18 protein-coding genes and 1 tRNA gene are annotated in these 26,337 nt (G+C 63.9%); 10 read left to right on the forward strand and 9 right to left on the reverse strand.

The annotated features are described in order from the left end of the window. Window positions 1-122: 122 nt before the first annotated feature. Both mfd and ABIB73_RS01600 read right to left on the reverse strand, forming a co-directional pair. A complete protein-coding gene (mfd, locus tag ABIB73_RS01595; RefSeq protein ID WP_354220765.1) occupies window positions 123-3,641 on the reverse strand; it encodes a transcription-repair coupling factor in 3,519 nt (1,172 codons plus the stop codon). Next, window positions 3,638-3,928 (reverse strand): FAD assembly factor SdhE, encoded by a 291-nt coding sequence (locus tag ABIB73_RS01600; RefSeq protein WP_354220767.1) that lies wholly within the window; start codon window positions 3,926-3,928, stop codon window positions 3,638-3,640. Before ABIB73_RS01600 ends, mfd begins: the two co-directional genes overlap by 4 nt. Before the next feature lie 192 nt (window positions 3,929-4,120). Between ABIB73_RS01600 and recG the strand changes: the two genes are divergently transcribed. Continuing rightward, entirely contained in the window at window positions 4,121-6,229 is a 2,109-nt protein-coding gene (recG, locus tag ABIB73_RS01605; RefSeq protein WP_354220769.1) for an ATP-dependent DNA helicase RecG, read from the forward strand. Here recG and panE read toward each other — a convergent pair. The 4 genes from panE to glmS form a co-directional block, all read right to left on the reverse strand. Beyond that, a complete protein-coding gene (gene panE, locus ABIB73_RS01610; RefSeq protein ID WP_354222519.1) occupies window positions 6,226-7,155 on the reverse strand; it encodes a 2-dehydropantoate 2-reductase in 930 nt (309 codons plus the stop codon). The genes recG and panE overlap by 4 nt on opposite strands. Window positions 7,156-7,402: 247 nt before the next feature. Continuing rightward, complete coding sequence (locus tag ABIB73_RS01615; protein ID WP_354220771.1) at window positions 7,403-8,272, reverse strand: NAD(P)-dependent oxidoreductase; 870 nt, start codon at window positions 8,270-8,272, stop codon at window positions 7,403-7,405. A gap of 106 nt (window positions 8,273-8,378) precedes the next feature. Further along, entirely contained in the window at window positions 8,379-9,152 is a 774-nt protein-coding gene (locus tag ABIB73_RS01620; protein WP_354220773.1) for a DUF502 domain-containing protein, read from the reverse strand. A gap of 79 nt (window positions 9,153-9,231) precedes the next feature. Further along, the gene (gene glmS / locus ABIB73_RS01625; protein WP_354220775.1) at window positions 9,232-11,058 is read right to left on the reverse strand and encodes a glutamine--fructose-6-phosphate transaminase (isomerizing); all 1,827 of its coding nucleotides are present in this window, start codon (window positions 11,056-11,058) and stop codon (window positions 9,232-9,234) included. A gap of 221 nt (window positions 11,059-11,279) precedes the next feature. On the opposite strand from glmS, the gene ABIB73_RS01630 reads away from it, so the two are divergent. Further along, on the forward strand, window positions 11,280-11,498 hold the full coding sequence (locus ABIB73_RS01630; protein ID WP_354220777.1) for a hypothetical protein: 219 nt from the start codon (window positions 11,280-11,282) through the stop codon (window positions 11,496-11,498). 6 nt (window positions 11,499-11,504) lie between these two features. Here ABIB73_RS01630 and glmU read toward each other — a convergent pair whose 3' ends face one another. After that, entirely contained in the window at window positions 11,505-12,860 is a 1,356-nt protein-coding gene (gene glmU, locus ABIB73_RS01635; protein WP_354220779.1) for a bifunctional UDP-N-acetylglucosamine diphosphorylase/glucosamine-1-phosphate N-acetyltransferase GlmU, read from the reverse strand. A 182-nt stretch (window positions 12,861-13,042) separates the two neighbouring features. On the opposite strand from glmU, the gene ABIB73_RS01640 reads away from it, so the two are divergent. Then, window positions 13,043-14,407 (forward strand): hypothetical protein, encoded by a 1,365-nt coding sequence (locus tag ABIB73_RS01640; RefSeq protein ID WP_354220781.1) that lies wholly within the window; start codon window positions 13,043-13,045, stop codon window positions 14,405-14,407. Window positions 14,408-14,922: 515 nt separating this feature from the next. Next, window positions 14,923-15,303, forward strand: a complete 381-nt coding sequence (locus tag ABIB73_RS01645; protein ID WP_354220783.1) for a hypothetical protein — start codon at window positions 14,923-14,925, stop codon at window positions 15,301-15,303. Here the strand turns inward: ABIB73_RS01645 and ABIB73_RS01650 are convergent. Further along, window positions 15,263-16,822, reverse strand: coding sequence for a glycoside hydrolase family 17 protein (locus ABIB73_RS01650; protein WP_354220785.1), 1,560 nt, complete (start codon window positions 16,820-16,822; stop codon window positions 15,263-15,265). The two genes, ABIB73_RS01645 and ABIB73_RS01650, sit on opposite strands and share 41 nt — an antisense overlap. Before the next feature lie 330 nt (window positions 16,823-17,152). Between ABIB73_RS01650 and ABIB73_RS01655 the strand changes: the two genes are divergently transcribed. The 5 genes from ABIB73_RS01655 to ABIB73_RS01675 all read left to right on the forward strand — a co-directional run bounded on the left by ABIB73_RS01655 (window position 17,153) and on the right by ABIB73_RS01675 (window position 23,601). Then, a complete protein-coding gene (locus tag ABIB73_RS01655; RefSeq protein ID WP_354220787.1) occupies window positions 17,153-17,743 on the forward strand; it encodes a beta-1-3, beta-1-6-glucan biosynthesis protein in 591 nt (196 codons plus the stop codon). Between the two features lie 214 nt (window positions 17,744-17,957). Beyond that, window positions 17,958-20,621, forward strand: a complete 2,664-nt coding sequence (locus ABIB73_RS01660; protein ID WP_354220789.1) for a glycosyltransferase — start codon at window positions 17,958-17,960, stop codon at window positions 20,619-20,621. A 339-nt stretch (window positions 20,622-20,960) separates the two neighbouring features. Further along, a tRNA-Lys gene (locus ABIB73_RS01665) sits at window positions 20,961-21,036 on the forward strand. A gap of 343 nt (window positions 21,037-21,379) precedes the next feature. After that, on the forward strand, window positions 21,380-22,945 hold the full coding sequence (locus ABIB73_RS01670) for an anti-phage dCTP deaminase (protein WP_354220791.1): 1,566 nt from the start codon (window positions 21,380-21,382) through the stop codon (window positions 22,943-22,945). Window positions 22,946-23,307: 362 nt separating this feature from the next. Further along, complete coding sequence (locus tag ABIB73_RS01675) at window positions 23,308-23,601, forward strand: hypothetical protein (RefSeq protein WP_354220793.1); 294 nt, start codon at window positions 23,308-23,310, stop codon at window positions 23,599-23,601. 1,249 nt (window positions 23,602-24,850) lie between these two features. Here ABIB73_RS01675 and ABIB73_RS01680 read toward each other — a convergent pair. Then, entirely contained in the window at window positions 24,851-25,147 is a 297-nt protein-coding gene (locus ABIB73_RS01680; protein ID WP_354220795.1) for a hypothetical protein, read from the reverse strand. Window positions 25,148-25,339: 192 nt separating this feature from the next. Here ABIB73_RS01680 and ABIB73_RS01685 point away from each other — a divergent pair, with 192 nt between their 5' ends. Beyond that, window positions 25,340-26,278 (forward strand): methyltransferase, TIGR04325 family, encoded by a 939-nt coding sequence (locus tag ABIB73_RS01685; protein ID WP_354220797.1) that lies wholly within the window; start codon window positions 25,340-25,342, stop codon window positions 26,276-26,278. Window positions 26,279-26,337: the final 59 nt, after the last annotated feature.

A 26,337-nucleotide genomic window follows, 5' to 3' on the forward strand; every position in this document is an offset into this window, starting at 1 on the left:
TCATTCCGCAAGTGGCCAATATGTCGCTGTTTTCAGGTTCTGGGGTCGTGTCGATGGCCTCGGGGGCAGCTTCTGGCCCCTTTTGCCGCGCGCGCCGAGTGCCGGAAATACAGTTCCTCCCCCTACGCCGCCTTCTTGCTCTGCGCGAGTTGCGCCAGTTGCCGCATGATCTCGGTGGTGCCGGCGAGCCGCTCTTCCGGCGTCTCCCAGTCCTGGAAGAACACCACCTTCATGTCGGGCCGCACCTTCGCCGCCTGGCCGTGGCTGCGGATGAAGGTCACCAGGCGGTCGGGGTGGGCAAAGGAATTGTCGCGGAAGGTGATGACGGCGCCCTTCGGACCGGCATCGATCTTCCCGACATTGGCCCGGCGGCAGAACGCCTTGATCGCGGCGACCTTGAACAGGTAGCGCACCTCGTCCGGCAGCACGCCAAAGCGGTCGCGCATCTCGGCGCCAAAGTTCTCGATCTCCTCCTCGCTGTCGAGGTCGGCCAGACGCCGGTAGAGCGACAGCCGCACCGAGAGGTCGCCGACATAGTCCTCCGGAATCAGCACGGGCATGCCGATCGTGATCGTCGGCGACCAGCGGTCGGCGGCCGGCTCGGACACGCCGGCCTTGAGGTTGACAATCGCCTCCTCCAGCATCGACTGGTAGAGCTCGAAGCCGACCTCCTTGATGTGGCCGGACTGCTGCTCGCCAAGGATATTGCCGGCGCCGCGGATGTCGAGGTCGTGGGAGGCGAGCTGGAAGCCCGCACCCAGCGTCTCCAGCGATTGCAGTACGGTGAGCCGGCGCTCGGCCTGCGCCGTGATCTTCTGCTGCGACGGCAGCGTGAACAGCGCGTAGGCGCGCAGCTTGGAGCGGCCGACGCGGCCGCGCAGCTGGTAGAGTTGAGCGAGGCCGAACATGTCGGCACGGTGCACGATCAGCGTGTTGGCGTTGGGGATGTCGAGGCCGGACTCCACGATGGTGGTCGACAGCAGGATGTCGAACTTGCCGTCGTAGAACGCGGTCATGATGTCCTCGATCACGGCGGGCGGCATCTGACCGTGTGCGACCGCGACCTTCATCTCCGACACGTTCTTGTCGAGGAAGTCCTTGACCTCGGCGAGGTCGTCGATGCGCGGCACCACGTAGAACGCCTGGCCGCCGCGATAGCGCTCGCGCAGCAGCGCCTCGCGGATCATCAGCGGATCGTGCGGGGCGACGAAGGTACGGACCGCGAGACGATCCACCGGAGGCGAGGCGATGATCGAGAGCTCGCGGACGCCGGTGAGCGCAAGCTGGAGCGTACGCGGGATCGGCGTCGCCGACAGCGTCAGCACATGCACCTCGGAGCGGAGTGCCTTCAGCCGCTCCTTGTGGGTGACGCCGAAATGCTGCTCCTCGTCGACGATGACGAGGCCGAGGTCACGGAACTTGATCGCCTTGCCGAGCAGCGCATGGGTGCCGACGACGATGTCGACGGAGCCGTCGGCGATGCCCTTCTTCACCAGGTTGAGCTCCTTGGCCGGCACCAGGCGCGAGGCCTGCGCCACGTTCACCGGAAAGCCCTTGAAGCGCTCAGTGAAGGTCCTGTGATGCTGGCGGGCAAGCAGCGTGGTCGGCACCACGACCGCGACCTGCTTGCCTTCGAGTGCGACGGCAAAGGCTGCGCGCAGCGCCACCTCGGTCTTGCCGAAGCCGACGTCGCCGCAGATCAGCCGGTCCATCGGACGGCCGAGCTCGAGGTCCTTCAGGGTCGATTCGATCGCGCCGAGCTGGTCCTCGGTCTCGTCATAAGGGAAGCGCGCGCAGAACTCGTCGTAGAGGCCCGGCTGCACCGGCAGCTTTGGCGCCTCGTGCAAATGACGCTCGGCGGCGATCTTGATCAATTCACCGGCGATCTCGCGGATGCGGTTCTTCAGTTTCGCCTTGCGGGTCTGCCAGCCCGAGCCGCCGAGGCGATCGAGCTCGACCGTGGTCTGGTCGGAGCCGTAGCGGGACAGCAGCTCGATATTCTCGACCGGCAGGAACAGTTTTGCCTCGGCGGCATAATGCAGCTCGAGGCAGTCATGGGGCGCGCCGGCGACGTCGAGCGTCTGGAGACCGATGAAGCGGCCGATGCCGTGATCGGCGTGGACGACGATGTCGCCGGCCGCAAGGCTCGTGATCTCCGAGATGAAATTGTCGAGCTTGCGGCTCGCCTTGCGCGGCCGCACCAGGCGGTCGCCGAGGATGTCCTGCTCGCTGATGATGGCGATCTCGTCGGTCTCGAAACCGCTTTCGAGGCCGAGGACTGCGAGCATGGTCTCATTGCGCGGGGTCGCCTGCACCGTCCGCCAGCTGTTGACGCTGGTGGTGTGGGTCAGCTTGTGGTCGCGCAGCATCGAGGTCATGCGGTCGCGCGAGCCTTCGGTCCAAAGCGTGATCACGACTTTCTTGCGCTGGGCGTGCAGGCCCATCACGTGCGCAACGACGGATTCGAATACGTTGACGGTGGTGTCGTTGCGCTCCGGCGCGAAGTCGCGGCCCTTGCGCGCGCCGGCATCGACGACCGTGGTGCCATCGGCCGGCACGGAAAACTGCGTCAACCGCGCCAGCGGAATGTCGCCGAGGCGCTTGGCCCATTCTTCCTCGGTCAGGTACAGCCGGTCCGGCGGCAGCGGCTTGTAGATGGCGCCGCCGCCCGGATGCTCCATCGCATCGCGGCGGGCCTGATAATAGTCGACGATCTGCTTGAAACGCTCGCGAACGGCGTCCTCGGCCTGCGGCTCGATCGCAACGGCTGCCCCTTGCAGATAGTCGAACAGCGTATCCATCCGGTCCTGGAACAGCGGCAGCCAGTGCTCCATGCCGGGATGGCGGCGGCCCTCGCTGACGGCCTCGTACAGCGCATCGTCGCGCTCGGGCGCGCCGAACTCGGCGACGTAGCCCATGCGAAAGCGGCGGATGGTGTCAGTGACGAGCTGGAATTCGGAAATCGGCACCAGGTCGAGCGAGCGCATGTCGAGCATGGTGCGCTGGGTCTCGGCGTCGAACGAGCGGATCGATTCCAGGCTGTCGCCGAAGAAATCGAAACGGACCGGCTGGTCGAGGCCTGCCGGGAACAGATCGAGGATGCCGCCGCGCACGGCATATTCGCCGGGCTCGCGCACGGTCGAGGAGCGATTGTAGCCGTTGTGCTCGAGCCAAGCGACGATGGTGTCCATCGGCACGACATTGCCCGGCGCGACCGATAGCGCCTGCGCCGCGACGAGGTCGCGCGAGGGTACGCGCTGCACGACCGCGTTCACCGTGGTCAGCACGATCAGCGGCTTGTCGCTGCCGGTGAGCGAGGCCAGCCGTGCCAGCGTGGTCAGGCGCTGCGCAAGGATGCCGCCATGCGGCGAGACGCGGTCATAGGGCTGGCAGTCCCAGGCCGGGAACGTCAGCAGCGGCAGGTCGGGCGCGAAGAATTGCAGCGCGCGTTCGAGCTGCTGCATCCGCGGACCGTCGCGGCAGACGACGGCAAGGCTGACGGCCGGCTTCTTCGGCCGCGCCGCGATGGCGCGCGCGAGATCCGAGATGACCAGGCCTTCGGCGCCTTCGGCGACATTGGCAAGCGTCAGCGCGCGGCCGGCTGTGAGCAGCTCGGCCGGCGATTTCATACCCTGCTTCATACGTCGCGGTCCGCGATCGGATACGCCTTGATGCGAGCAAACAGCGCGCCGGCGGCATCAGCTGGCAGCACCTTGTCGCCGATGATGGCGGCATAGAGATCGGGATCGTTGACCTCGAGCAACAGCTCAAGCTCGGTGAGCTCGGCGTCGGACAGGTTGCCGATCTCGGCGTCCGCGAAGCGGCCGAGAATCAGGTCCATCTCGCGCGTGCCGCGGTGCCAGCAGCGGAACAGAAGCCGCTTGCGGCGGTCGTCCAGGCCGCGGCTCGATCGTGTCGTTCCCGTCATGTCTCAATTCCAGTCAAACGCCAAAAGCCCGGACGTGCCGGGCCGGGGTGATATAGCCACTCGGGCGGCCGGTGTCAGCCCTTTAGTTGTTGCAATTGTTTAGGACCGTCATTGCCGGACTTGACCCGGCAATCCATCGTCATTGAAAGATGGATGCGCGGGTCAAGCCCGCGCATGACGAATGTTGCGAGAATGCGCCCCAGCCTGCTCAATCCGCTGTTTGCTCCCGTGACCAGCCTGCCCGGCGTCGGGCCGAAGCAGGACAAGCTGCTGCGCTATCTGCTCAGTCGCGATGAGACGCCGCGGCTGGTCGATCTGTTGTTGCACTTGCCGAGCCAGGTCATCGACCGCCGGGCGCGGCCGAAGATTCGCGATGCCGTGCAGGGAACCATGGTGACGCTGGAGGTCACCGTCGACCGCCACCGCCCGCCCCCGCCGCGCAACGCACGCGCGCCCTATCTGGTCTATGCCAGCGACGACACCGGCGACGTCGTGCTGACGTTCTTCCGCGCCAAGCCCGGCTATGTCGAAAAGCTGCTGCCGATGGGCGAGAAGCGTTTCGTCTCCGGCACGCTCCAGATGTATGACGGCATCCCCCAGATCGTGCATCCCGATCGCGTGCTCGACGAAGAGGCCGTTTCAAAGCTCTCCGGCATCGATCCCGTTTATCCCTTGACCGAAGGCCTGGCGCTCGGCTCGCTCCGTCGCGCGGTCGCGCAGGCGCTTCAGAAGCTGCCGGCCTTGCCGGAATGGATCAGCCCCGAGGTGCTGCGCCGCTGCAATTTCCCGCCGATCGCGGAAGCGCTCACCCGCGTGCATCAGCCGGTCGAGCTCACGGACATCCTGCCCGAAAAGCCGTTCTGGTCGCGCCTCGCCTTCGACGAGCTTCTGGCCGGCCAGCTCGCGCTCGCCTTGATCCGAGCCCAACTGCGCCGACCCGCCGGTGTGCGCAACGCCGGCGACGGGCACCTGCGCAACAAGATCATCGACGCCCTGCCCTATGCGTTGACATCTTCCCAGCGCAGCGCGACGGCCGCTATCGCCGACGATTTGCAACAACCGGTGCGCATGTTGCGCCTGCTCCAGGGCGATGTCGGCTCCGGCAAGACCGTGGTGGCGCTGTTGGCTGCCGCCGCCGTCGCAGAAGTCGGCAAGCAGGCCGCGCTGATGGCGCCGACCGAAATTCTGGCGCGACAGCACATCAAGACCATCGCGCCGCTGGCCGAGCGCGCCGGGATGCGGGTCGCGATCCTCACCGGCCGGGAAAAAGGCAAGGAGCGGCGCGAGATCATCACGCGGCTGGCCGAGGGCGAGATCGACCTGCTCGTGGGAACGCACGCCCTGATCCAGGACGACGTGGTCTTCCGAGATCTCGCGCTCGCCACCGTCGACGAGCAGCATCGTTTTGGCGTCCGCGAGCGTCTCGCGCTGACGTCGAAGGGCGAAGCTGTCGACGTGCTGGTGCTGAGCGCGACACCGATCCCGCGCACGCTGGTGCTGACCTATTTCGGCGACATGGACATCTCCGAGCTGCGCGAAAAACCCGCCGGCCGCCAACCGATTGAAACCCGCACCATATCGATGAGTCGCCTCGACGAGGTCACGGATAGCATCGGCCGCGCGCTCCAGTCCGGCAAGCTGGTCTACTGGATCTGTCCGCTGGTCGAGGAATCCGAGGCCGAGGGCATCGAACACCTGACCAATGCGACCAAGCGCTTCGAGAGCCTGCAGAAACGTTTCGGCGACCGCGTCGGCCTCGTCCACGGCCAGATGAAAGGCACCGAGAAGGATCGCGTGATGGGCCAGTTCGCTGCGCACGAGATCGGGCTATTGGTCGCGACCACCGTGGTCGAGGTCGGCGTCGACGTGCCGGCCGCGACCATCATGGTGATCGATAATGCGGAGCGCTTCGGTCTTGCGCAACTGCACCAGTTGCGCGGCCGGATCGGGCGCGGCTCGGAAGCCTCGACCTGCCTCCTGCTCTACAGCGAGCCGCTCGGCGAAATGTCGAAGGCGCGGCTCAAAGTGATCCGCGAGACCACCGACGGGTTTCGCATCGCCGAGGAAGACCTGAAGCTGCGCGGCGAAGGCGACGTGCTCGGTGTGCGCCAGAGCGGCCTTCCCGGCTACCGCATCGCCCGCTCGGAGGTGCACGGCCAGCTCATCACGCAGGCCCGCGACGAGGCGCTGCGCATCATGAAGGACGATCCGAAGCTGAAGGGCGAGCGCGGCGAGGCGCTGCGGTGTCTGCTGTATCTGTACGAGCGGGACGAAGCGATCCCGCTGATCGGGGCGGGCTAGCTCGCCGCTCTTTGACGTCCAACTTCATAAGCTGCCACATGGGCGCGGGCGAGATCCAGCGTCGGCGTATCGATGCCCAACGTACGGGCCCGATTGGCCATATCGCCGAGGATATGGTCTGCTTCGGTGATCGAACCACGTTCGATGTCCCGCAGCATCGAAGCCTTGAGCGGAGAGTTCGCGGTTGTGAAGAGCTTCCGGTCAAATTCGACAAACGGCGCTCTTGGTTCGAAGCCGGAGGCCGTCGCAACCGCGCAACATTCCGCAAACAGGCGGAAGATCGCCCGCTCACCGTTCGGCACAGTCAGGATGTCTCCGATACTTGCGCGCATCAGGCAGGTGATGCCGGCGAGCGTGCTCAACTGGACGAACTTCTCCCACATGTCGTGCATGACTGCCTCGCTGGCGCGTGCATCGATACCGGCGCCGCGGAGAAGTGACTCGAGCGCGAGCGCACGATCACTCGACGAGCCCTTGACCTCGCCGAATACGATCGCCTGATTGGGCATGAACTGAACGACACGGCCGTCTGCGTCGAGCCCGGCGCTGACGTTCGCCAACCCGCCCAGGACACGCGCCGTGCCGAACTGCGCAATCAGGACGTCGATGTGCCTCAACCCGTTCAGGATGGGCAGAATCATCGTGTTGGAGCCGACGGCCGGGGAAAATTGGGTGATCGCGTCGTCGAGTGAGTAGGCTTTCACGCCGACGAGCACGACGTCGAAGGGGTCCTTGAGATCGTTCGCGAGGACCAGCTTTGGCTGCACGGCAAAGTCGCCGTGCGGGCTCACCACCCTCAATCCATCCCGCCGCAATTGTTCCGCCCGCCTGGCCCGCACCAGAAAGGTCACGTCGCCGCCGGCTCGGACCAGGCAAGCTCCGTAATAGCCTCCGAGCGCTCCCGCGCCGACCACCAACACCCTCATTCGAACTCCCATGTCATACGCCGTCCATTCAGCCATCGCCCCCTTGGAACGGCAAGCAGATTTCGCTTCGGACCGTCATCGCGCACAGCGATGACACGCCCTGCTCGCCGCCTTTGACTCTCAACGAAACGCGCGATCTTTCATCGTGGCTGATTTCATGAAACCCTCCGGCCATACGCTGGATCATCGTGGCTGGCTCTCAGGGAAGCGGAAAGACAAGCCTTGCCCTGAAGCTCGGGCGTTGCCGCTAGGCCTTTTTCTTCGCGCTCTTCTCCGCGAACGCCTTCAGCAGCGTCGCATCTGCGGCCTCGCCCTTCGCATCTTCGGCGAGGTGCTCGAACCATTTCGCAAAACCTTCGTAGATCTGGCTGGCCGGATGATCCGGGCCGAGAAAGCCGGAAATCTCCCGCATCTCCGCGACCCAGCGATAGGCTTTCGGAATCATGTCCGGCAGCGCGACTTCGAGCCGCGCCAGGACCGCTGGCTGGCTCAGCGCGAGTTCGTCGCGCAGCGCATCCGCGGCACCAGCTTTCGTTGCCGCGACCACCATCGCCGAGCCAATCCCGGCGAGGCCCTTGACGATGCCGGCGTAGGACATCTTGAGCGCGGACGCCGCGCCGACCGGTCCCTCGACAATGCGCATGTCGAGGCCGAGGTCCTTCAGCACCGCGACATCCTTGGCGTGCTCGCCGGATATGTAGAAGGCCGGGCTTTTGCCACCGGGCTGCGGCGGGAAGCCGATGATGCCGGCGTCGACGAAGGGCGCCTGCGCCGAGCCGATGATCTCCTCGATCCGAAGCACGGTGTCGACATTGACGGCGTTGCAGTCGACCACGACCGGCTTCTTCTCGCGCCGGACGATCAGCGCGGCCAGCCGTTCAGCCAGTGCGACCGCCTCGCCCGGCGGCACGATCGAGAGGATGATGTCGGCGTCCGCGATCGCGTCATCCTCGGCGCCGACCATGCCGGCGTCCGCGGCGCGCTTCAGCGTCGCCTCGCTGCGTCCCTTCAACGAGGTCAGCACGTGCGCGCCGTTTTCGTTGAGGCGGCGGGCCACCGCGCTGCCCATGGCACCCGGAGCGAGGATCGCAATGGTCTTTGACGTCGTCTTGGACATCGTGCACTCCAGTTCGAATTCCGAGCGACGCGCTCAGTTCAACTGGAATAGTAGCAGAGGATGGAGGCGCCGGCGTGACCGACGGTCATCCCGCGCCGGAATGGCCCTACTCCGCCTTCGCAGGCTCGGGCTGGAGCGTGGACGCGTTCGCGATGCGCGCGGCATTCGCCATGCCGGCGAGCGCGGCCGCCCTCTTCGGGTCGGGCGCCGAGCCCGGCTGCACCACGCCGGCCGACATGATCAGTGTCGCGGCATCCTCGGTGCTCATGTCGACCTCGATGATCTTACTCTTGGGCACGTAGAAGAAGAATCCGGTGGTCGGATTCGGCGAGCACGGCAGGAACACCGAGACGTGATCCTCCTGCCCCGGCAGGCTGCGCGCGATGTCCTCGTTCGGTGACTGCGAGATCAGGACGATCGACCACATGCCGGGCGAGGGAAACTCGACCAGGCCTACTTTACGGAAGCTCGAACCCTTGCCCGAGAACAGCGTTTCAAACACCTGCTTCAGGCCACGGTAGATGGCGCGCACCGCCGGGATTCGGCCGACAAAAGTCTCGCCAAGATCGACCAGGGTGCGGCCGATCAGATTGGCGGTCAGGAAGCCCAGCAGCGTCAGCGCGAAAACTGCGACAATCAGTCCCCAGCCGGGAACGACGTACGGCATATAGGTTTCTGGCCGATAGGCCAGCGGCACGAACGGCCGGACCACGCCATCGACCCAGGTGACGAACCACCAGACCAGATACAGGGTGATTGCGATCGGCCCCGTCACGATGAGGCCGGTCAGGAAATAGTTGCGGAAGCGGCCAATCAGGCCGGTATGCGGCTCCGGGCCGGGATTAGGCAGAGGCGCAGGCGCGTCGTCGCGGGTGGTCATTCGGGTTCCAGGTCGGTCGCTTCGGTCAAGCTAGGGTCTTCTAGCAGGTTTTGGAAGACCGCGACCTGATCCCTTCTGCCTATTCCACCGTCACCGATTTGGCGAGGTTGCGCGGCTGATCGACGTCGGTGCCCATGACCACCGCCGTATGATAGGCGAGCAGCTGTACGGGAACGGCATACACTATCGGCGTGAAGGCTGCCGCCATGTCCGGCATGACGATGGTGACGAGGGACTCCACCGTCGCCTCCTCCGCGCCCTTGGCATCCGTCATCAGGATGATGTTGCCGCCGCGGGCGGCGACCTCCTGCATGTTCGACACCGTCTTTTCGAACACCCGGTCGTAAGGCGCGATGACGACGACCGGCATGGTCTCGTCAATCAGCGCGATCGGGCCGTGCTTGAGCTCGCCGGCGGCATAACCCTCGGCGTGGATGTAGGAGATTTCCTTCAGCTTCAGTGCGCCTTCGAGCGCGAGCGGATAGCTGGTGCCGCGGCCGAGATAGAGCACGTCGCGGGACTTGGCGATCCTGTGCGCAAGCTTTTCGATCTGGAGCTCGGTGGTCAGCGCATCCGCCATCAAGCGCGGGATCTCGACGAGGCCGTGAACCAGCTTGGTCTCGTCCTCATCGGACAATTCGCCGCGGGCCTTGCCGGCCGCAATGGCCAGGTTCGCGAGCACCATGAGCTGGCAGGTGAACGCTTTCGTCGAGGCGACGCCGATCTCGGGCCCGGCCAACGTTTGCAGCACGGTTTCGCTCTCGCGCGCGATCGTCGAGGTCGGTACGTTGACGACGGCAACCGTGTGCGCGCCCTCTGCCTTGGCGTAGCGCAGCGCGGCCAGCGTGTCGGCGGTCTCGCCGGATTGCGAGATGAAGATCGCGAGGTCGCCCTTGCGCAACGGCGCTTCGCGGTAGCGGAATTCGGAGGCGACATCGACCTCGACCGGCACGCGCGCAAACCGCTCGAACCAGTATTTTGCGACGATACCGGCGTAGCTCGCGGTGCCGCAGGCGGTGATGTTGATGCGCTGGATGTCCTTGAAGTCGAACGGCAGCTTGACCGGCAGCGAGACGCGCTCGGTCGCCATGTCGACATAGCGCGCCAGCGTATGACCGACCACTTCCGGCTGCTCGTGGATCTCCTTCGCCATGAAGTGGCGGTAATTGGCCTTGTCGACCAGCGAGGTCGAGGCGGCGTGCTTGATCTTGTCACGCTGGACGGCATGACCGTCCTTGTCGAAAATCGTAGCGCTGTTGTGGGTCAGCACGACCCAGTCGCCGTCCTCGAGATAGCTGATCGTGTCGGTGAAAGGGCCGAGCGCGATCGCGTCGGAGCCGAGATACATTTCGCCGTCACCATAGCCGATCGCCAGCGGAGGGCCGTTGCGGGCGCCGATCATGAGATCGTCGTCGCCGGCGAAGATGAAGCCGAGCGCGAAGGCGCCGCGCAGCCGTGCCAGCGTCAGCTTCACCGCTTCCACGGGCTTGTTGCCGCGCGTCAGCAGATCATCGACGAGGTGCAGCACGATCTCGGTGTCGGTCTCGGTGTGGAACACCGTGCCCTGCTTCTCGAGCTCCTCGCGCAGCTCGCGGAAATTCTCGATGATGCCGTTGTGGACGACGGCAACGCGCTCGGTCGCATGCGGGTGGGCATTGTTGACGGTCGGCTTGCCGTGGGTGGCCCAGCGGGTGTGGCCGATGCCGGTGGTGCCCTTCAGGGGCTCCGCTTCGAGCCGCTTCGCCAGATTCTTCAGCTTGCCCTCGGCGCGGCGGCGCTCGATATGCTTGCCTTCGAGCGTGGCGACGCCAGCGGAGTCATAGCCGCGATATTCAAGACGTTTGAGCGAATCCACCAATTGCTCTGCAACCGGCTCGCGCCCGAGAATGCCGACAATCCCGCACATGCGGATCAATATCCCCCAAATCGTCGAAAAATCGCCTAAACGACGCGCCCGGTTTTTAGCGAAGTTCCAAAGGAACCAGATACTCAATAATTATGACGGATTGCGACAGCATCGGATGACGGCGCGCCTTCGCCTGCGTCGAATTGGCCGGCCTTAAACCGCGCGCGTTAACCCATTGTCAACAACTTTGGCCAACGATTCCCGCCCAGGAGATCAAGGCCATGAAAGCCACGTCCGACCGCAAAGGTCTGTCATCGATGTATCTGCGCGCCAGCGAGACCAGTGGCACGCACCTCGCGCATTGGCCGCCGCCCCAGCGCGGCAAGGAAAGCAAGCCCGTCTTCGTCAAGCACGCCGCCGGCGAGCCGGCGAAGCGCGCAAAACCGCGCGGCTGGCGCCTGACGCGCGCGATCTTCTCGGAATTCGCCGACGACGAATAACGCCGCTCACTTCTCCGGCTTCTTGCCGCGCGTCTTCATCTCGCGATAGCGGGCGGCGCCGCCTTCGCGGATGGTCTGCGGGCTGCGCTCCAGCGCCATCGCGTCGTCGGGCACGTCGCGGGTGATGACCGAGCCCGAGCCGATATAGGCGCCGCTGCCGATCTTCACCGGTGCGACCAGGGACGAGTTGGTGCCGACGAAGGCGCCCCGCCCGATCACCGTCTTGTGCTTCTTGAAGCCATCGTAGTTGCAGGTGATGGTGCCGGCGCCGATGTTGGAATTGGCGCCGATGGTGGCGTCACCGATGTAGGAGAGATGGTTGACCTTGACGCCGGCCTCCAGCGTCGCCGCCTTGGTCTCGACGAAATTACCGATGCGCGCGCCGTCGCCGAGCGAGGTGCCGGGCCTGAGCCGCGCATAGGGACCGATCGAGACATTCTTGCCGAGCGTGGTCTGCACGATGTGCGAGAACGAGTGGATCACCGTGCCGTCGGCGATCGAGACGCCGGGGCCGATCACCACGAACGGCTCGATGGTCACGTCCTTGCCGAACACCGTGTCGGCGGCGAGATGGACGGTTTCAGGGGCGATCAGCGTGACGCCGGCCTCCATCGCGGCCTTGCGCAGCCGCGCCTGCATCACGGCTTCTGCTTCCGCAAGCTGCGCCTTGGTGTTGATGCCGCGCACTTCGTCCTCGCTGGTCTCGATCACCACGGCTTCCCATCCCTTGTCGTTGATGATGCCGACTGCATCCGTCAGATAATACTCGCCCTTGGAATTCGCATTGCCGATCCTGTCGAGGATTTCGAGCGCGCGGCGGCCGTCGATCGCCATCACGCCGGCATTGCACAGATTGATCTTGCGCTCTTCCGTGCTCGCGTCGGCCTGCTCTCGGATCGCGACCAAGCGGTCGCCCTCGACGATGAAGCGGCCATAGCCGGTAGGATCGGCGGCGCGAAAGCCGAGCGCGGCGATGGCAGCGCCCTTGGCGAGCGGCGCGCGCAGCCGCGCAAAGGTCTCGGCCGAGATCAGCGGCGTGTCGCCGAACGCGATCAGGAGGTCGTCCACGCCCCGCGCGATCGCCTCGCGCGCCGCCAGCACTGCATGCGCGGTGCCGAGCCGTTCAGTCTGCACGAAGGTGAGTGCGTCGGGACGGATACGCTTGGCTTCATTCGCGACCGCCTGGTGGTCGGGGCCGATCACGACCGCGAGCGAGGTGCCGGTTCCCTTTGGCGCGGCGGCGAGCACATGGGCGAGCAGGCTCTCGCTTGCGACGGGATGCAGCACCTTCGGCAGGTGTGAGCGCATGCGCGTGCCTTCACCGGCGGCGAGCACGATCGTGAGGCTGGTGCGGGCGGTCATCAAAATCCTGTCAGATACGGCCGAATCGATCATCACATCGGCGGGCGACAAGCCGACGTCGCCTGAGCTTATCGCCTTGCTACCCCCGCAAACGCCCGGAATTCAAGTGCGGCACACTTTTCCTGTTAATGTTCCCTGATTGATTCGGGGAAGCCGGGCAGGGGCTGGGCACTTAAACGTTCATGGCAAAGGATTCCGACCCACTGGCGGATGCCTTCGGCGCCAAGGAGACCGGCGGGCTGTTCTCCGGACTTTTGGCCGAGGAGAGCACGTTCGACCGCCGCATGATGTGGCGGCTGGGCTCGTGGGGCGCGGCGGCCGTCGGCGCCGTCGTTGTGGCCGTGCTGGCCAACCAGGCCCAGTTCGGCTGGCGGCGCGACCAGGTCGCCTCCCTCGATCTCTCGCGCCAGGCCGACCGGCTTCAGGTGCTGACCAAGGACAGCCAGAACGAAGCACGTCGCCTGGCCGCCGCCATCGAGACGCTGAACACCGATCGCGACCGGCTCTATTCGCGCGTCACCGTGCTGGAGCAGGGACTCGATTCCGTCACCGGCGCCATCGCCAAGCAGAACGCTGCGACACCGCAGGCGTCCGCTGCGAAGCCGCAGGACACGCCGGCACCTGAGGCGCAGCCTGTGCCCACAGCGCCCAGCGTTGCGCCGGTGGCCTCGATGCCGGCCCCCTCAAGCGACAAGCCGCGCGCGGCTGCAGCCAAGGAGCCCGCAAAAGATACTGCGAAGGAAGCGGCCAAGGAAGCCGCTAAGGAGCAGCCGAGCCCGCCGCCGCAGACCGCGGCTGCTGCCTCGCTCGTATCGCAGTCGCCGGCAACGACGTCGGCGCTGCCGATGCTTCCGCTGGTGCCATCCAAGTCGATCATGGCGCCGCCTGATCCGGCCGCGTCAAAACTGGTTCAGCCGGAGACAACCGAGAAGACGCCCGAGGCAGCGCCCGCTCCGACCGAAGTCGCCGCCGCGTCAGCCAAGCCGCCAGAGGCGGCCGCCGAGAGCGAACAGCCTGCGATCGCGGTTCAGCAGACGCGCTTCGCCATCGATCTCGGCGGCGCGAACTCGATCGACGGCCTGCGCACGCTCTGGCGCGGCCTGACCAAATCCAATCCGGAGATCGCAGGCCTGCGGCCGATCATCATGATCAAGGAAGGCAACACCGGCCTCGGCATGCAGCTTCGCCTCGGCGCAGGTCCCCTGGTCAATGCCGCCGCCGCGGCAAAACTCTGCGCGGGGCTGAGCGAAAGCGACCGCCACTGCGAGACCACCGTGTTCGACGGCCAGCGGCTGTCGATGCGCGGCCAGGACAAGGGACAGGACAAGGGTTCGGAGAAAAACTCCGAGAAGAGCCAGGACGCCGTGCCGCAAGCCGAGACTGCGCCTGCCCCCACCGCCAAGCCCGAGAAGCACCGCCGCAGCTACTCCTCCAAGCGTTCGTCGAAGCGCGAGGAGCCCGCGCCTGCGCCGCAGCCGGCCGCGCCAGCGGCGAAGCCGGAGACGGCGTCAGCGGGATCGACGCTGTCGTCGTTCTTCAGGCGGTAAGGCATTCCCGCCGCTTGGGATCGATTTGATCGCGGATCTCTTTGCATGTCTGTGTCGTCTACTTGTGAGATTGGACGCCAATGCGCGGATTGAGAGCTCCTGACCTCGACGGCGGCGTCCGGACGCGCCACGGGGTCGAAGGACCGTGTCGGCAACGGAGGAAGCGATTCCGACGGAGCCGGCGCTGTCAGTTTCCAAGGCAATACGCTGGTCTCGACCACCAACAATCGCGGACTCGGCCGCAGGATCCGCATCACATTCGACGGCGGCTCGTCATGCAGTGCCGAAGTGCTGACGGGTAAGGCCGGAGGCGGCGTGACAACGGTTCGCAGCAACGCGACCGGCAAAATGCTCGAGTTCGAATCTGTTTCGGCCGGGCCAGCCTCCTGTTCGGTTCAAGAGGGCAACGCGTTCGCCAATTAGCGTCGAGCTTTGCATCTTCAAAAGAATTTCCGGCGCAGAAAACTCTCCCACACCCGTTGCTCCCCCGCGCCTTCCCGACCATATTGCCCCCTATGAAGAAAAAGCCCTTCCGCCTCACGCCCTATCAGGTGCAGTTCCTGCTCGTCGTCGGTTTCGTCACCGTCGGCTGGGCGCTTTATGTGCGCTATCTCGCGGTCGAGTTCTCGCAAGTTGCGCTCGCCTGCGACGCCGGCCTGCAGACCATGATCTGCAAGGCGCGCTCGGTCTCGACGTCGCTGTTCAAGAATTCGGTGTTCGGCATCGTCGCACTTATCATCGCGACGCTGAACCTGATGCGGCCTTCTATCGTGCTGTTGACCCTCGGCGTGATCGCCGCCGGCCTCGGCATCGTGCTCTACAACATCGTGCTGGCCGGGCTGGCGATCGGCCTGCTCATCCTTGGCTTTGCGCGGCCCGCGCCCGCCACAGCGTGAGCGCGAACAACAGATAGATCGTGCAGGTCCACAGCGACTGCCAGTTCTCGCGGCCTTCGCTCAGAAGCGTATAGGCCGCACACAGCGCCAGCAGCCCGGCGAACGCCGCCTCCGCGATTGGACGCACGCCGATCTGCGGGCGGTTCAGCATCAGCAGCGCGAACGGCACCACCGCCATGGTCAGCGAGGCATAGGGGAAGTCGCGGTAGCGAGGATCGAACACGAAGCCGAGCGCGGTCTCGGTGGCGATCACCGCCGTCACCGCCAGCGTCAGGCCGAGCACGGCGGTCAGCTTCGACCACTTCCGCTCCTCGCGCGGACCGAGAATATCGAGGAAGGACGGAAGACTGCGGCCGATCACCAGCGCCTGCGCGCACAGGATCGGCGACAGGATGCCGGCCAACAGCAGCGTGCCCCATTGCAGCCAGCCGCCCCAGCCGTAGCTCTCATAAAACATCTTGTCGGCGGCGATTCCGAGCAGGATGCCTGCGGTCGTCGCCGAGATCCCGACGCCGAGCCAGGCCGAGAAGCGCGGCGTCCAGGGCCTGCGCCGCAGCGTGAGGCCGGCGACCGCGAACACCAGCACGCTTAAGCCCATGCCAGCGCCCATGTACCATTTCCAGAACGGGAAATTGCTGATTGGCTCGCCCGGCGGGTATTTGAGCTGCCGCCGCACGGAATCGATCAGGCCCCAAAAGCCGCCGACGGTGCCTTCCAGGCGGCGCTTCCACGGCTGGTCATAGGCTTCGATCAGGTTGACGCGGAATTTTTGCGCCTTTGCAAGGCCGAGGATCTCCGAGACCACGCGCGCCTGGTTGGTGCGTGAAGGCAGCGCGCCGTCGCGCATGCGGCCTTCGCTCGGCCAGCCGGTCTCGCCGATCAGGATCTCCTTGCCGGGAAACGCGACCGCCATGCGCTCGCGGATCGACTCAACATGGGCGGCGGCGAATTTCGCCCGCACCGGCATGTCTTCCCAATAGGGCAGGATGTGGATCGTGACGAAGTCGACGGCGTCATAGACGTCGCGGTTCTTCAGCCAGTATTCCCAGACGTCGGCATAGGTCACGGGCACGCTGACCTGCGCCTTCACCGAGCGGATGATCGCGGTGAGGTCGGACGTCGTCATCTCCCCGCGGAGCAACACCTCGTTGCCGACGACGAGTGCGGAGATGGTGCCGGGGAAGTCCTTGGTGAGACGGACTGCGGTCGCAACCTGCGCAAAATTCTTGGCGCGATTGCTGCCGAGCCAGATGCCCTGGATCACCTTCAGCCCGCCGATTTTGGCCGCGACCGCCGGCACCTGATCGAGCCCGTTCTCGATCGAATAGGTGCGGACGCAGTCGGTGATCTGCTTGAGCTGACGCAAATCCTGCTCGAGCTGGTCGGCCTCGATATGGGTCCATTCGTTCAGCGGCGTCTGGTCGCCGCGGAACGGCGCATAGGAGACGCATTGGACCTTGTCATTGGGATCGATTGGCGCGCGCGCGAGCGTGATCGGCGTGGCCAGCCACCACCACACGGCAGCAATCGCACAGAGGGAGACGAGCAGGAGCGCCAGTGGCGTACGAAGTGAAATCGGTTCCGTCCTCCGCGAAGGGCCCGTCGATTACCTGCTCGCACGCCATCTGCCAAGGGGGGGACGCGGGCGGCCGCGGCGCTCTCCCCGGCGAATTGGCCTGCGGCCGTTCGAGCAAGCCATAGGATCGTGACTTTGCTGGACAAAATTCCAAATACAGGCCATGGGATTTTGCGGGACTTTTCCGCCGCATTGGAGACCCATTTGGACGCCATCACCGACGCGTCCGCGAGGTCGTCCCACGCGGCGGTCAGCTGAGAAATTGGGGAATTCATGCGGCGACGGGTGTTCGAGTTACGAAATGGGGTCCTGCGGCAGTTCGCCGCCACCCTGGCCGTGTCCTCCCTTGTCCTCCTGGCCGGCCTCAGCGGCGCCTCCGCCCAGAGCGGAACTCCCGCTCCGGATCAGGGCAAGGCGGCAACCCAGCCCGCCGACGCCGCCAAGGACGCGGCCCAGAACCAGCGCCGCACCGATGAGTTTGCGGAAGCGGCGCAAGTCATCAACGGCCCGGCCGGCAACCCGGAATGTGTCTGGCTCGGCCGGCGCGTGGTCCGCCTGATGTGGCGGGATGACCTCGATACCGCGTTCCGCCATCTCGACCTCTACGACCGCTTCGGCTGCCCCGGCGGTCACATCCAGGCAGCGTTCCGCTGCCTGACCCGCTTCGGCGCCCAGATCGATCCCAAGGTCGCCGAGACCCTGGACAGCCGCGTCCACGCTTGCTGGATCAACCCGGCCTCCCAGCCGCAGCAGGCAACTGCCGCTGCTTCGCAGCCCGCCGCACCGACCACCGGCAATTCGCAACCGCAGCCGGCCGCGAGCCCCTCGCCTGCGACAAGTCCGGCGCCGGCGCCCCAGAAATAGCCGCGATCGTTTCAGCCTCCGTTCAGGAACGATCGGCGATATCTGCGGTTGGCACTGCCGCGCTCTTACGAAGGGCCATGCCCTCATAAGGTCATGAGGCCATGACAGTTGTGAAACCGCGCGGCGGAGGTATGCTCCATTTGCCGCGGACTCGGTCGGATCTCGGGGTCGGATCCGCTTCCCTGCCACCTCAGCCCCTTTTGGTTTAGCCGCGATGCGTGTTGTCGCCGCCGTTCTGTTGCTTGTGTCCGTGCTCCACGCCGGCATCTGGGGAGTCTTGCGCGACAAAGAACCCGCGCCCGACTTCAGGGGCCTGTTGCCCAGCCTGTCCTATACGCCGTTCGAGCCGGGACATGTTGTCGACGACAACGTCGACCCCGACAGGATTCGTGCCGATCTGAAAAAGCTCTCGACCCTCACGCGTGCCATCCGATCTTACTCCGCGACGGAAGGCAACGAACTGGTGCCGCCGATCGCCGCCGAGTTCGGGCTCAAGGTCACGGTCGGCGCCTGGATCGGCAAGGATCCGGACCGCAACGAGCGGGAGATCAAGGCTGCTATCGCGCTCGCGCGCAAGAACAGCAACGTCAACGGCGTCGTCGTCGGCAACGAGGTGATCTACCGCGGCGAGCAGAAGGTCGAAGACCTCATCGAGATGATCAAGCGGGTGAAGAGCGCGGTCCGCGTTCCCGTCACCACCGGCGAAATCTGGAATATCTGGCGCGACAACCCCGATCTCGCCTCCAATGTCGACTTCATCGCCGCGCACGTGCTGCCCTACTGGGAGAACTTCCATTCGGACCAGGCCGTCGACCAGGCCGTCGACCGCTATAATTTGTTGCGCAACCTGTTCCCCGGCAAGCGCATCGTGATTGCCGAGTTCGGCTGGCCGAGCGCGGGCTACAACTTGCGCAACGCCGACCCCGGTCCGTTCCAGCAGGCGCTGACGCTGCGCAACTTCGTCAGCCGCGCCGAAGCCCTCGGCATGGAATATAATATCGTCGAGGCGATCGATCAGCCCTGGAAATACTTCGAAGGCGGAGTCGGTCCGTATTGGGGCATCCTCGACGCCAGCCGCGAGCCGAAATTCGCCTGGACCGGCCCGGTCGAAAATCCCGACTACTGGAAGCTGATGGCGATCGCGCTGCTGGTCGGCATCCTCCTATCGCTGCCGATCCTGCGGCTGGAGCAGCCGACCGCGCGGCAGGCATTCCTGCTGTCGGCGACCGCCAACGGCGTCGGTGCCTGGGCCGCGACCGTGTTCGCGTTTTGGAACGGGCACTATTTCATCTTCGGCTCGGCCTTCGCGCTGACGCTCGGCATGATACTCCTTGTTCCTCTCGTCCTCATCGCGATGGCGCGGATCGACGAGATCGCAGCCGTCGCCTTCGGACGGCCGCCGCAGCGGCTTTTGACCAAGGGCAAGCCGGTCGAAAACGTGCCGGAGAATTACTACCCAAAAGTCTCGATCCACATCCCGGCGTATTTCGAGCCGGTCGAGATGCTCAAGCAGACGCTCGATGCGCTGTCGCGGCTCGACTATCCCAACTATGAATGCGTCGTCATCATCAACAACACGCCGGATCCCGCTTTCTGGCAGCCGATCCAGGACCATTGCCGCGCGCTCGGTGAACGCTTCAAGTTCATCAATGCCGAGAAGGTGCAGGGTTTCAAGGCCGGTGCGTTGCGCATCGCGATGGACCGCACTGCTGTTGATGCCGAGATCATCGGCATCCTCGATGCGGACTATGTCGTCGAGCCCGACTGGCTGAAGGACCTCGTGCCGGCCTTCGCCGATCCGCGCGTCGGCCTGGTCCAGGCGCCGCAGGAACATCGCGACAGCGATCTGTCGATCATGCACTACATCATGAACGGCGAGTACGCCGGCTTCTTCGACATCGGCATGGTCCAGCGCAACGAGACCAACGCCATCATCGTGCACGGCACGATGTGCCTGATCCGCCGCGCCGCGATGGACATGGCCGGCGGCTGGTCGTCCGATACGATCTGCGAGGACAGCGATCTCGGCCTTGCGATCCAGGAGCTCGGCTGGACCACCCATTACACCAACCACCGCTATGGCCAGGGCCTGCTCCCGGACACCTATGAGGCTTTCAAGAAGCAGCGCCACCGCTGGGCCTATGGCGGCCTCCAGATCGTGAAGAAGCACTGGCAGCACTTCCTGCCCGGCCGGAGCCGGCTGACGCCCGACCAGAAGCGCGAATATGGCCTCGGCTGGCTGAACTGGCTGGGGGCCGAAAGCCTCGGCGTGGTCGTAGCGCTGCTCAATCTCGTCTGGGTGCCGATCGTGGCCTTTGCCGACATCGCCATCCCCGACAAGATTTTGACGCTGCCGATCATCGGCGCCTTCATCGTCTCGCTCGTGCACTTCCTGTCGATGTACCGCGCGCGCGTCGCGATAAAACCCGGGCAGATGCTGGGCGCCATGATTGCGGCGATGAGCGTGCAGTGGACGGTGTCGCGCGCAGTCGCGCAAGGACTGATCACCGAGCACATTGCGTTCGCGCGCACCTCCAAGGGCGGCCTGTCGCGGATGTCGATCGAGTTCCAGGCGTTCTGGGAGGCCGTGATCGGCGCCCTGCTCCTGATCGGCTCCGGCGTCCTGATCGCCTCCAACAGCTACCGGCAGATCACCGAGATCTACATCTTCGCCGGCGTGCTGGTGCTCCAGAGCCTGCCGTTCCTCGCGGCGGTCGCAATCGCGATCCTCGAGCTCAGCCGCATCAACTCGTTCCAGTTCTGGCGCGACAGCGCGATCCGCACCGCCGAGCTGATCGGGCTCCGCCCAGTCGCGCTGCCGACGCCGGCCGGCACGCCGCAACCGGTGCCAAGCGAGGTGCGGCGCGAGGCGAACTGATCCCGGTGCCTTGAGGGCTTGCCCGCAAGGTCCACGGGCCCGCGCTTTCAAGGCGCGTTCGCTCTCCGGCGTGGATGACGGGCGCCCAATCGGGTTGAAAATCCCGGGCTAAGCACCGGAAACGTCGTGCAAATCCCCGCCTCTGCCGCGATCTTCGGCAGCCGCGTGCGCTATTGACCTCAGCGCCCCATCCCCCTACACAGCGCGGGCCGAAAGCATGATCCGGAAACAGCCTTACCGGTTTTCCCCGCAACGCTTAAGTCAAACGTGGCGGCAAGACATGCTTTTCGAAATGACCGAAGACGATGGCAATCTCGAGAAAGCCATCAGCGGCCATGGGAGCGCGTAGCTCAGCCGGTAGAGCACGTGACTTTTAATCACGGGGTCCTGGGTTCGAGCCCCAGCGCGCTCACCAAACAAAATCAATAACTTACGGGCAAAGCTGAACGGACTGAAAAAGCCGTGTGTGGGCGCTGTGTTGGCAAACACGTTGCCGGCCTGGGCGTAGAGGATCGCGGCGCGATAGTTGTCGGCCATTTTCTCCAGCCCTGCCCGCTCGAGCGGCATGGCCGCGCCGGCCGCCAAATCCAGGCAGATGCGCTCCATGCGCGCGAGCTCGTCGATGTCGTCTGAGCCTGGCACAGGCGCTGGTTCAGCCTCCGAGCCCGGTGGCCGGCAATCGACGCCTTCGAAATTCATTAACCAATGCTCGATGCCGAATCGGTATGATGCCTAACTTGTCGTTGGGACCGACCGACATGACTGAAGACGTCGACGACGAAGACAAATCGCGACCAGAGCTTGTGCTTTGCCTCTGTGTGGCGGCGGGCACAGATACGCGGCTAGTAACAGACGCTTTTTCGGAAGCACTTCTCGCGGTGAACTATAAGCCAGTTTCTTTGCGTCTCAGCCAGTTGATGGCGCAAATTCCTGGTCTCGAAGCTCTGACAGAAATCCGCGAAGAGGACGTCCGAATTCGTCGCAGCATGACGGCCGGCAATGAAATCCGCCGGGTGATCGGACATGCTGATGCAATGGCAAGAATCACGCTGTCCGAAATTCACAACGTTAGAGAGACGCTCAACAAGGATAACGATGCGAGCGTACCAGCGGAGGGACACTGCTTCATTGTCTCCTCTCTGAAGCGGGCGGAGGAATTGAAAACGTTACGCCGAATTTTCGGTCAACGCGTGCTTCTCGCATCAGTGTACGAGCCGAAGGTGGCACGCATCGACAATCTCTGCCGCGGCATCGCCCGCAGTCGTAACTCACCTAATCCGGAATCGTTTTGTGATGTTGCGGAAGACATTATCGCGACCGACCAGAAAGAGCATTCGAACCGCTTCGGCCAACGCCTCGAGGATGTATTTCAAAGCGCTGACGTTTTTTTATCTGCAGGCAAGTCGCTTCGTGAGGACGTTCGGCGGTTTGTTCAGCTGCTCTTTAGAGCGCCCTACATCACGCCCAGCGTAGATGAGTCATTGATGGTGCAGGCAAGATCCGCCGCACAGAGATCGGCCGATTTGTCTCGGCAAGTTGGCGCAGTAATTGCGACAACCAAGGGGGAAATACTTGCGACTGGCTGCAACGAGGTCCCACGCGCAGGCGGGGGCGTGCTCTGGGATGATGTTGCTGGAACTGAGCGCGACTATCGAGACTACAAAATCGGGCAAGATCCCGCTGCTGGGACCCGGAAAGATATAGTTGCAGAGGTCTTAGAAGCCCTCGCAGATGATGGCTGGCTGATAAAAGACCGTAAGGATCAAAGTAAGGACGCTCGTGCGCAGAGCGCCCTGTTCCTGGACACAAAGCCTCTTGCAAAGACGGCTGTGGCCAATCTTCTGGAATTTGGGCGGATCGTCCACGCCGAGATGGCTGCGATTTGCGATGCCGCCGCGCGTGGAGTGTCAATCAGGGAAAGCACCCTATATTGCACGACATTCCCCTGCCACTTGTGCGCTCGGCTGATTATAGCGAGCGGCATTACACGTGTGGTTTATATCGAGCCATACGCCAAAAGCCGTGCAAAACAGCTGTACAAGCGCGCGATCCGGGTAGACCATGACGAAGAGTTTGATACTGATGCTGTCAAGTTTGAGTCCTTTGTTGGTGTATCACCATCGCGCTTTTTCGACCTGTTCCAAATGGTCGACCGCAAAGACGATCAAGGTTACGCGTTGACAGTCGACGTGCATGGGGAACGGGGACCCAAGGGCGTGGAAGCGGGTTCCTTAGCCGCTGAACTCGAATCGAGTTATGTCGCCTCAATCAATCGAGCCGACTGGTCAAAATTGCAGATTGACGGACCGGGAGAGGGAAAATGAAAGACCAAGGAAATTCTTCGGAATCTGGGATCATGAGGGCGGCGGCTAGCGCTGCTACTAAGGTGTCTAGCTGGTCTGCATCCAAGCAGGAATTTGCGAGCCGGGTGACGAACAGCGGCTCTTTCTCATCTCCGAATTCCAGCAGCAACTCGAACGGCAGCTCCGCTAAAACGGAATAGGAATTACTCCGAACTACGCGCTGACCGTGGACGGTAAGCTTAGGGCGGCTTTTCCACCCGCGACGCGCAGTAGCAGATCTGGCGCGCGCATCGTCCGATCATCGTCATACCCAACTCACGCTCGGCTGATTGCTACCGCAATCGGCGCGATGTTATGCTCGGCGCAGAACCGGGAGTTTCTCGATGCGCAAAATCGCCGTCGCCCTCTTGCTTGCCCTGATCGCCGCCCCCGCGCTGGCGCAGGACCATGTTCAGCAGTATGGCGAACAGCCCAAGGAGAAGACGGCGACGGAGAAGGCGGGCGACGATCGAGCTGAGCGCGCCTATCAACGCTCCCTCAACAATGTTCCGGACCAGAAGCCGGTCGATCCGTGGGGAACTGCCCGCGGCGATGATGCGTCGAAGAAGTCGGCCGCGCCCGCCAAGCCGGCTGTGAAGCAGTCGTCCAAGGCCAAGAGCGGCAGCACCGCCAATTAGCAAAGATGCGTGAAACGGCGGGCTCGCTTCGTCCGCACCACGACGCGCAGTAGCCCGAGCGCGTTCTGGACCCCGAGGGATTGATAATTTGCGAGGCGCTTCGGTGCCGCTTTGATGGCGGCATGCCTTCTCCTGTCCGCCGCAACAGTCCCACGCACGCCGACGGTCGGCCGATCAAGATCACCTTCGGCGGTTCGCGGCGTGCTGATCTATTGCCATTGCGGCCATCACATTGCTCTGGACGCCGACCGCTGGCCTGACAGTGCAAGGCTCTCCGATCTTGAGCCGCGGTTCGTCTGCCGGGGTTGCGGTGGTCGCGGCGCCGACGTCCACATGGGTGTCCTCCATGTCCGCCCCACGAATAGACTCTGGCGATCCAGTCGCGGTTCCCAAAAGCAAATCAGGCCACTGTGAAAATCAAACTAGGCCGCAGTCGGAAACAGGCGAGCGCCAAAACGGTGTGCTCGCTGTCCATGTCAGATGCACTGTCATCCATTTTGCAACAGTCGGCCCAGTTCCGTTAGCGGAAACAACGATTTATGTTGCGGCGGAAACACCACGGAGTAGCTTTTTGGATGCCGGGGCTGGTCCATATTTCACCTATTTTTTTAACCCGGCGGGGCCGCGGCGTCGAAAGGTGCTGCGGCCCTTTGCGTGCAAATCCAGCGCTTAGTCCGTGGGTCACGTTACCAGCATCATCGCCCGTTCCAGGGCCCGGCTTCATCGTCGCAGCCTTCCAGCATGCCAACACCAAGGCGCTTCCGGTTGGGATGGGCGCCGGCGCATGGCTGAGGACCTTTGGAGCCCCCTCCGCGTTAAGGCAACGAACCCGGGGGCGAGAAGGATTTTCCGATGTCCGCCGTTCCTCTGGACGTCCAACGAAGGTTCGAGCAGCGGTGGTCCGCGAGGTTTCTCTGCCCGACGCAACCAACCAGAGCACAAGAACAGCGGCCTGAAAGCAGGCCCCAGATTGCCGCGCCCGCAAAAGCCAAAAGAAAAGCCCGCCGGGCTAAAGCGACAGGCCCGATATCTGCATCGGCCGCTTGAGCGCGGGACCGAAGCCCCGCGGCACGGGCTCTGCTGATGCTTCGCTGCTGGGGATTTCACAGGTCCAGATTGAAACAGGGCGCCGCCGAGACGGCGTATTTCGAGCTCGGCGGCGTATCTTTTAGGGACTAGCGGCACAACCGCCGGCGGTGCGTCATCAGCCGCTGCCGGTCGCGCTTCCTGCGCATTCGGCGCCGGCGCTTCATGATGGCCCCCGCTTTCCGTACTTCGCAATCTCACGAAGCGACAAGCGAACGGTTTGAAGGAGGCTGAACGCGAGCGACTGGCCGTTGCTGACGCCACAGGCGATATCTGGCGGCAGCAGGGAGAAGTTCTTCTCCAGGTACAGCAGCAAGTCGACTAGCGCTTTCAGGTCAGTCGGCATGACGACGAGCAGCATGCGAGCCGCCTCTGTCATTTCGGCGTACGCTTCATAGGCCTTCAAGTGAGCGTCCGCGATCTGCGCCGCCGGCAGATCTCCCTCCTCGATTGCTGTCACCTTGGCGAGAGCCTGTCCGTAAGCCCGACGTGCAGCGACGTGCCGGTCTATGTCGCGTTGAACCGCCGCTTGATCGAGTTCGGGTTAAAGGGGGGCGCCAAATGAGTCGGTTGCAGGATTGCCGAAATTGCTCTATGACGAAGCAATATTAGTGCGACAATTTGCCATAATGACTTTTCGGAGATCCCTGCCATGGCGCAGAGTGACTCGACCGAGGGACACTGGCTGTCAAAGTCCGGCATGCGGAAGGGACTGCGCGATACGGTTTTCGCCGTTCCATTGGTGTCCGATGTTGTTCGCAAGCATTGGAATTTTCTGTCCCGCGTCGGCGCATGCCGTGGCGTTTTTTCAACCTACCAGGAAACCGAGGACGCCGCCGCCACAGTCGGGCCCTTGGGCTACAACGACCACCTCGTCTTCGGTCCGGAAATCAGGGGCGATCCCGCCGACATGCGCAAGCGGGACTATCCGGTCCTGTTTTGGCTATCCAGGGCCCTGGCCGAAAGCAGCAAGATTCTGAACCTCGGCGGTAGCGCCGGGATGGAGTATTTTACTTACCGGCAATTTCTCGGGCTTCCTCGGCATGTGATCTGGATGGTCTGCGAATTGCCACATGCTGTCGAGTTCGGAAGCAATCTCGCCAGGAGCGTAAACGCACCCGAGCTCGCCTTCACGACGCGGATCGAAGATGGCGCGGGTGCCGACATCTTTCTCTGCTGCGGCGCATTGCAATATCTCGAGCAGGACTTGGCGGCGTGCCTCGCGCGGCTGCAGCCCCTGCCGACCAGGGTACTGATCAACCGGGTGCCGGTCTACGAGGGCGAAACGTTCTTTACCCTTCAGAGCTCATTCGGGTCGGTCGTTCCTTACCGCATTCAGAACCGACAAGAGCTCGTCGATTCCATGATCGATCTGGGCTACCAGCTTGTTGATTGCTGGTACGAGAAGCGTGAGATCGTTATACCTTTCCACCCTGCACGAAGCATTCACGAATTTTATGGGTTCTACTTCGCGTCAAATGAGTTGGCTGCGAAAGACTGGGATGACGAAGCGGTCGCAACGGCGCACGAAGTACGCGCGCGTATCACTCATCCCTGGATGGCCAGGACATCTGCTCCAGGAACAGCCTGAGAAGCCGGCGGGCGATCATACTCCGTTCGTCGGCTTTGTTGATTAGATGTTCAGGTTCC

It is taken from the genome of Bradyrhizobium sp. F1.4.3, assembly GCF_040548375.1.
GTDB lineage: Bacteria > Pseudomonadota > Alphaproteobacteria > Rhizobiales > Xanthobacteraceae > Bradyrhizobium.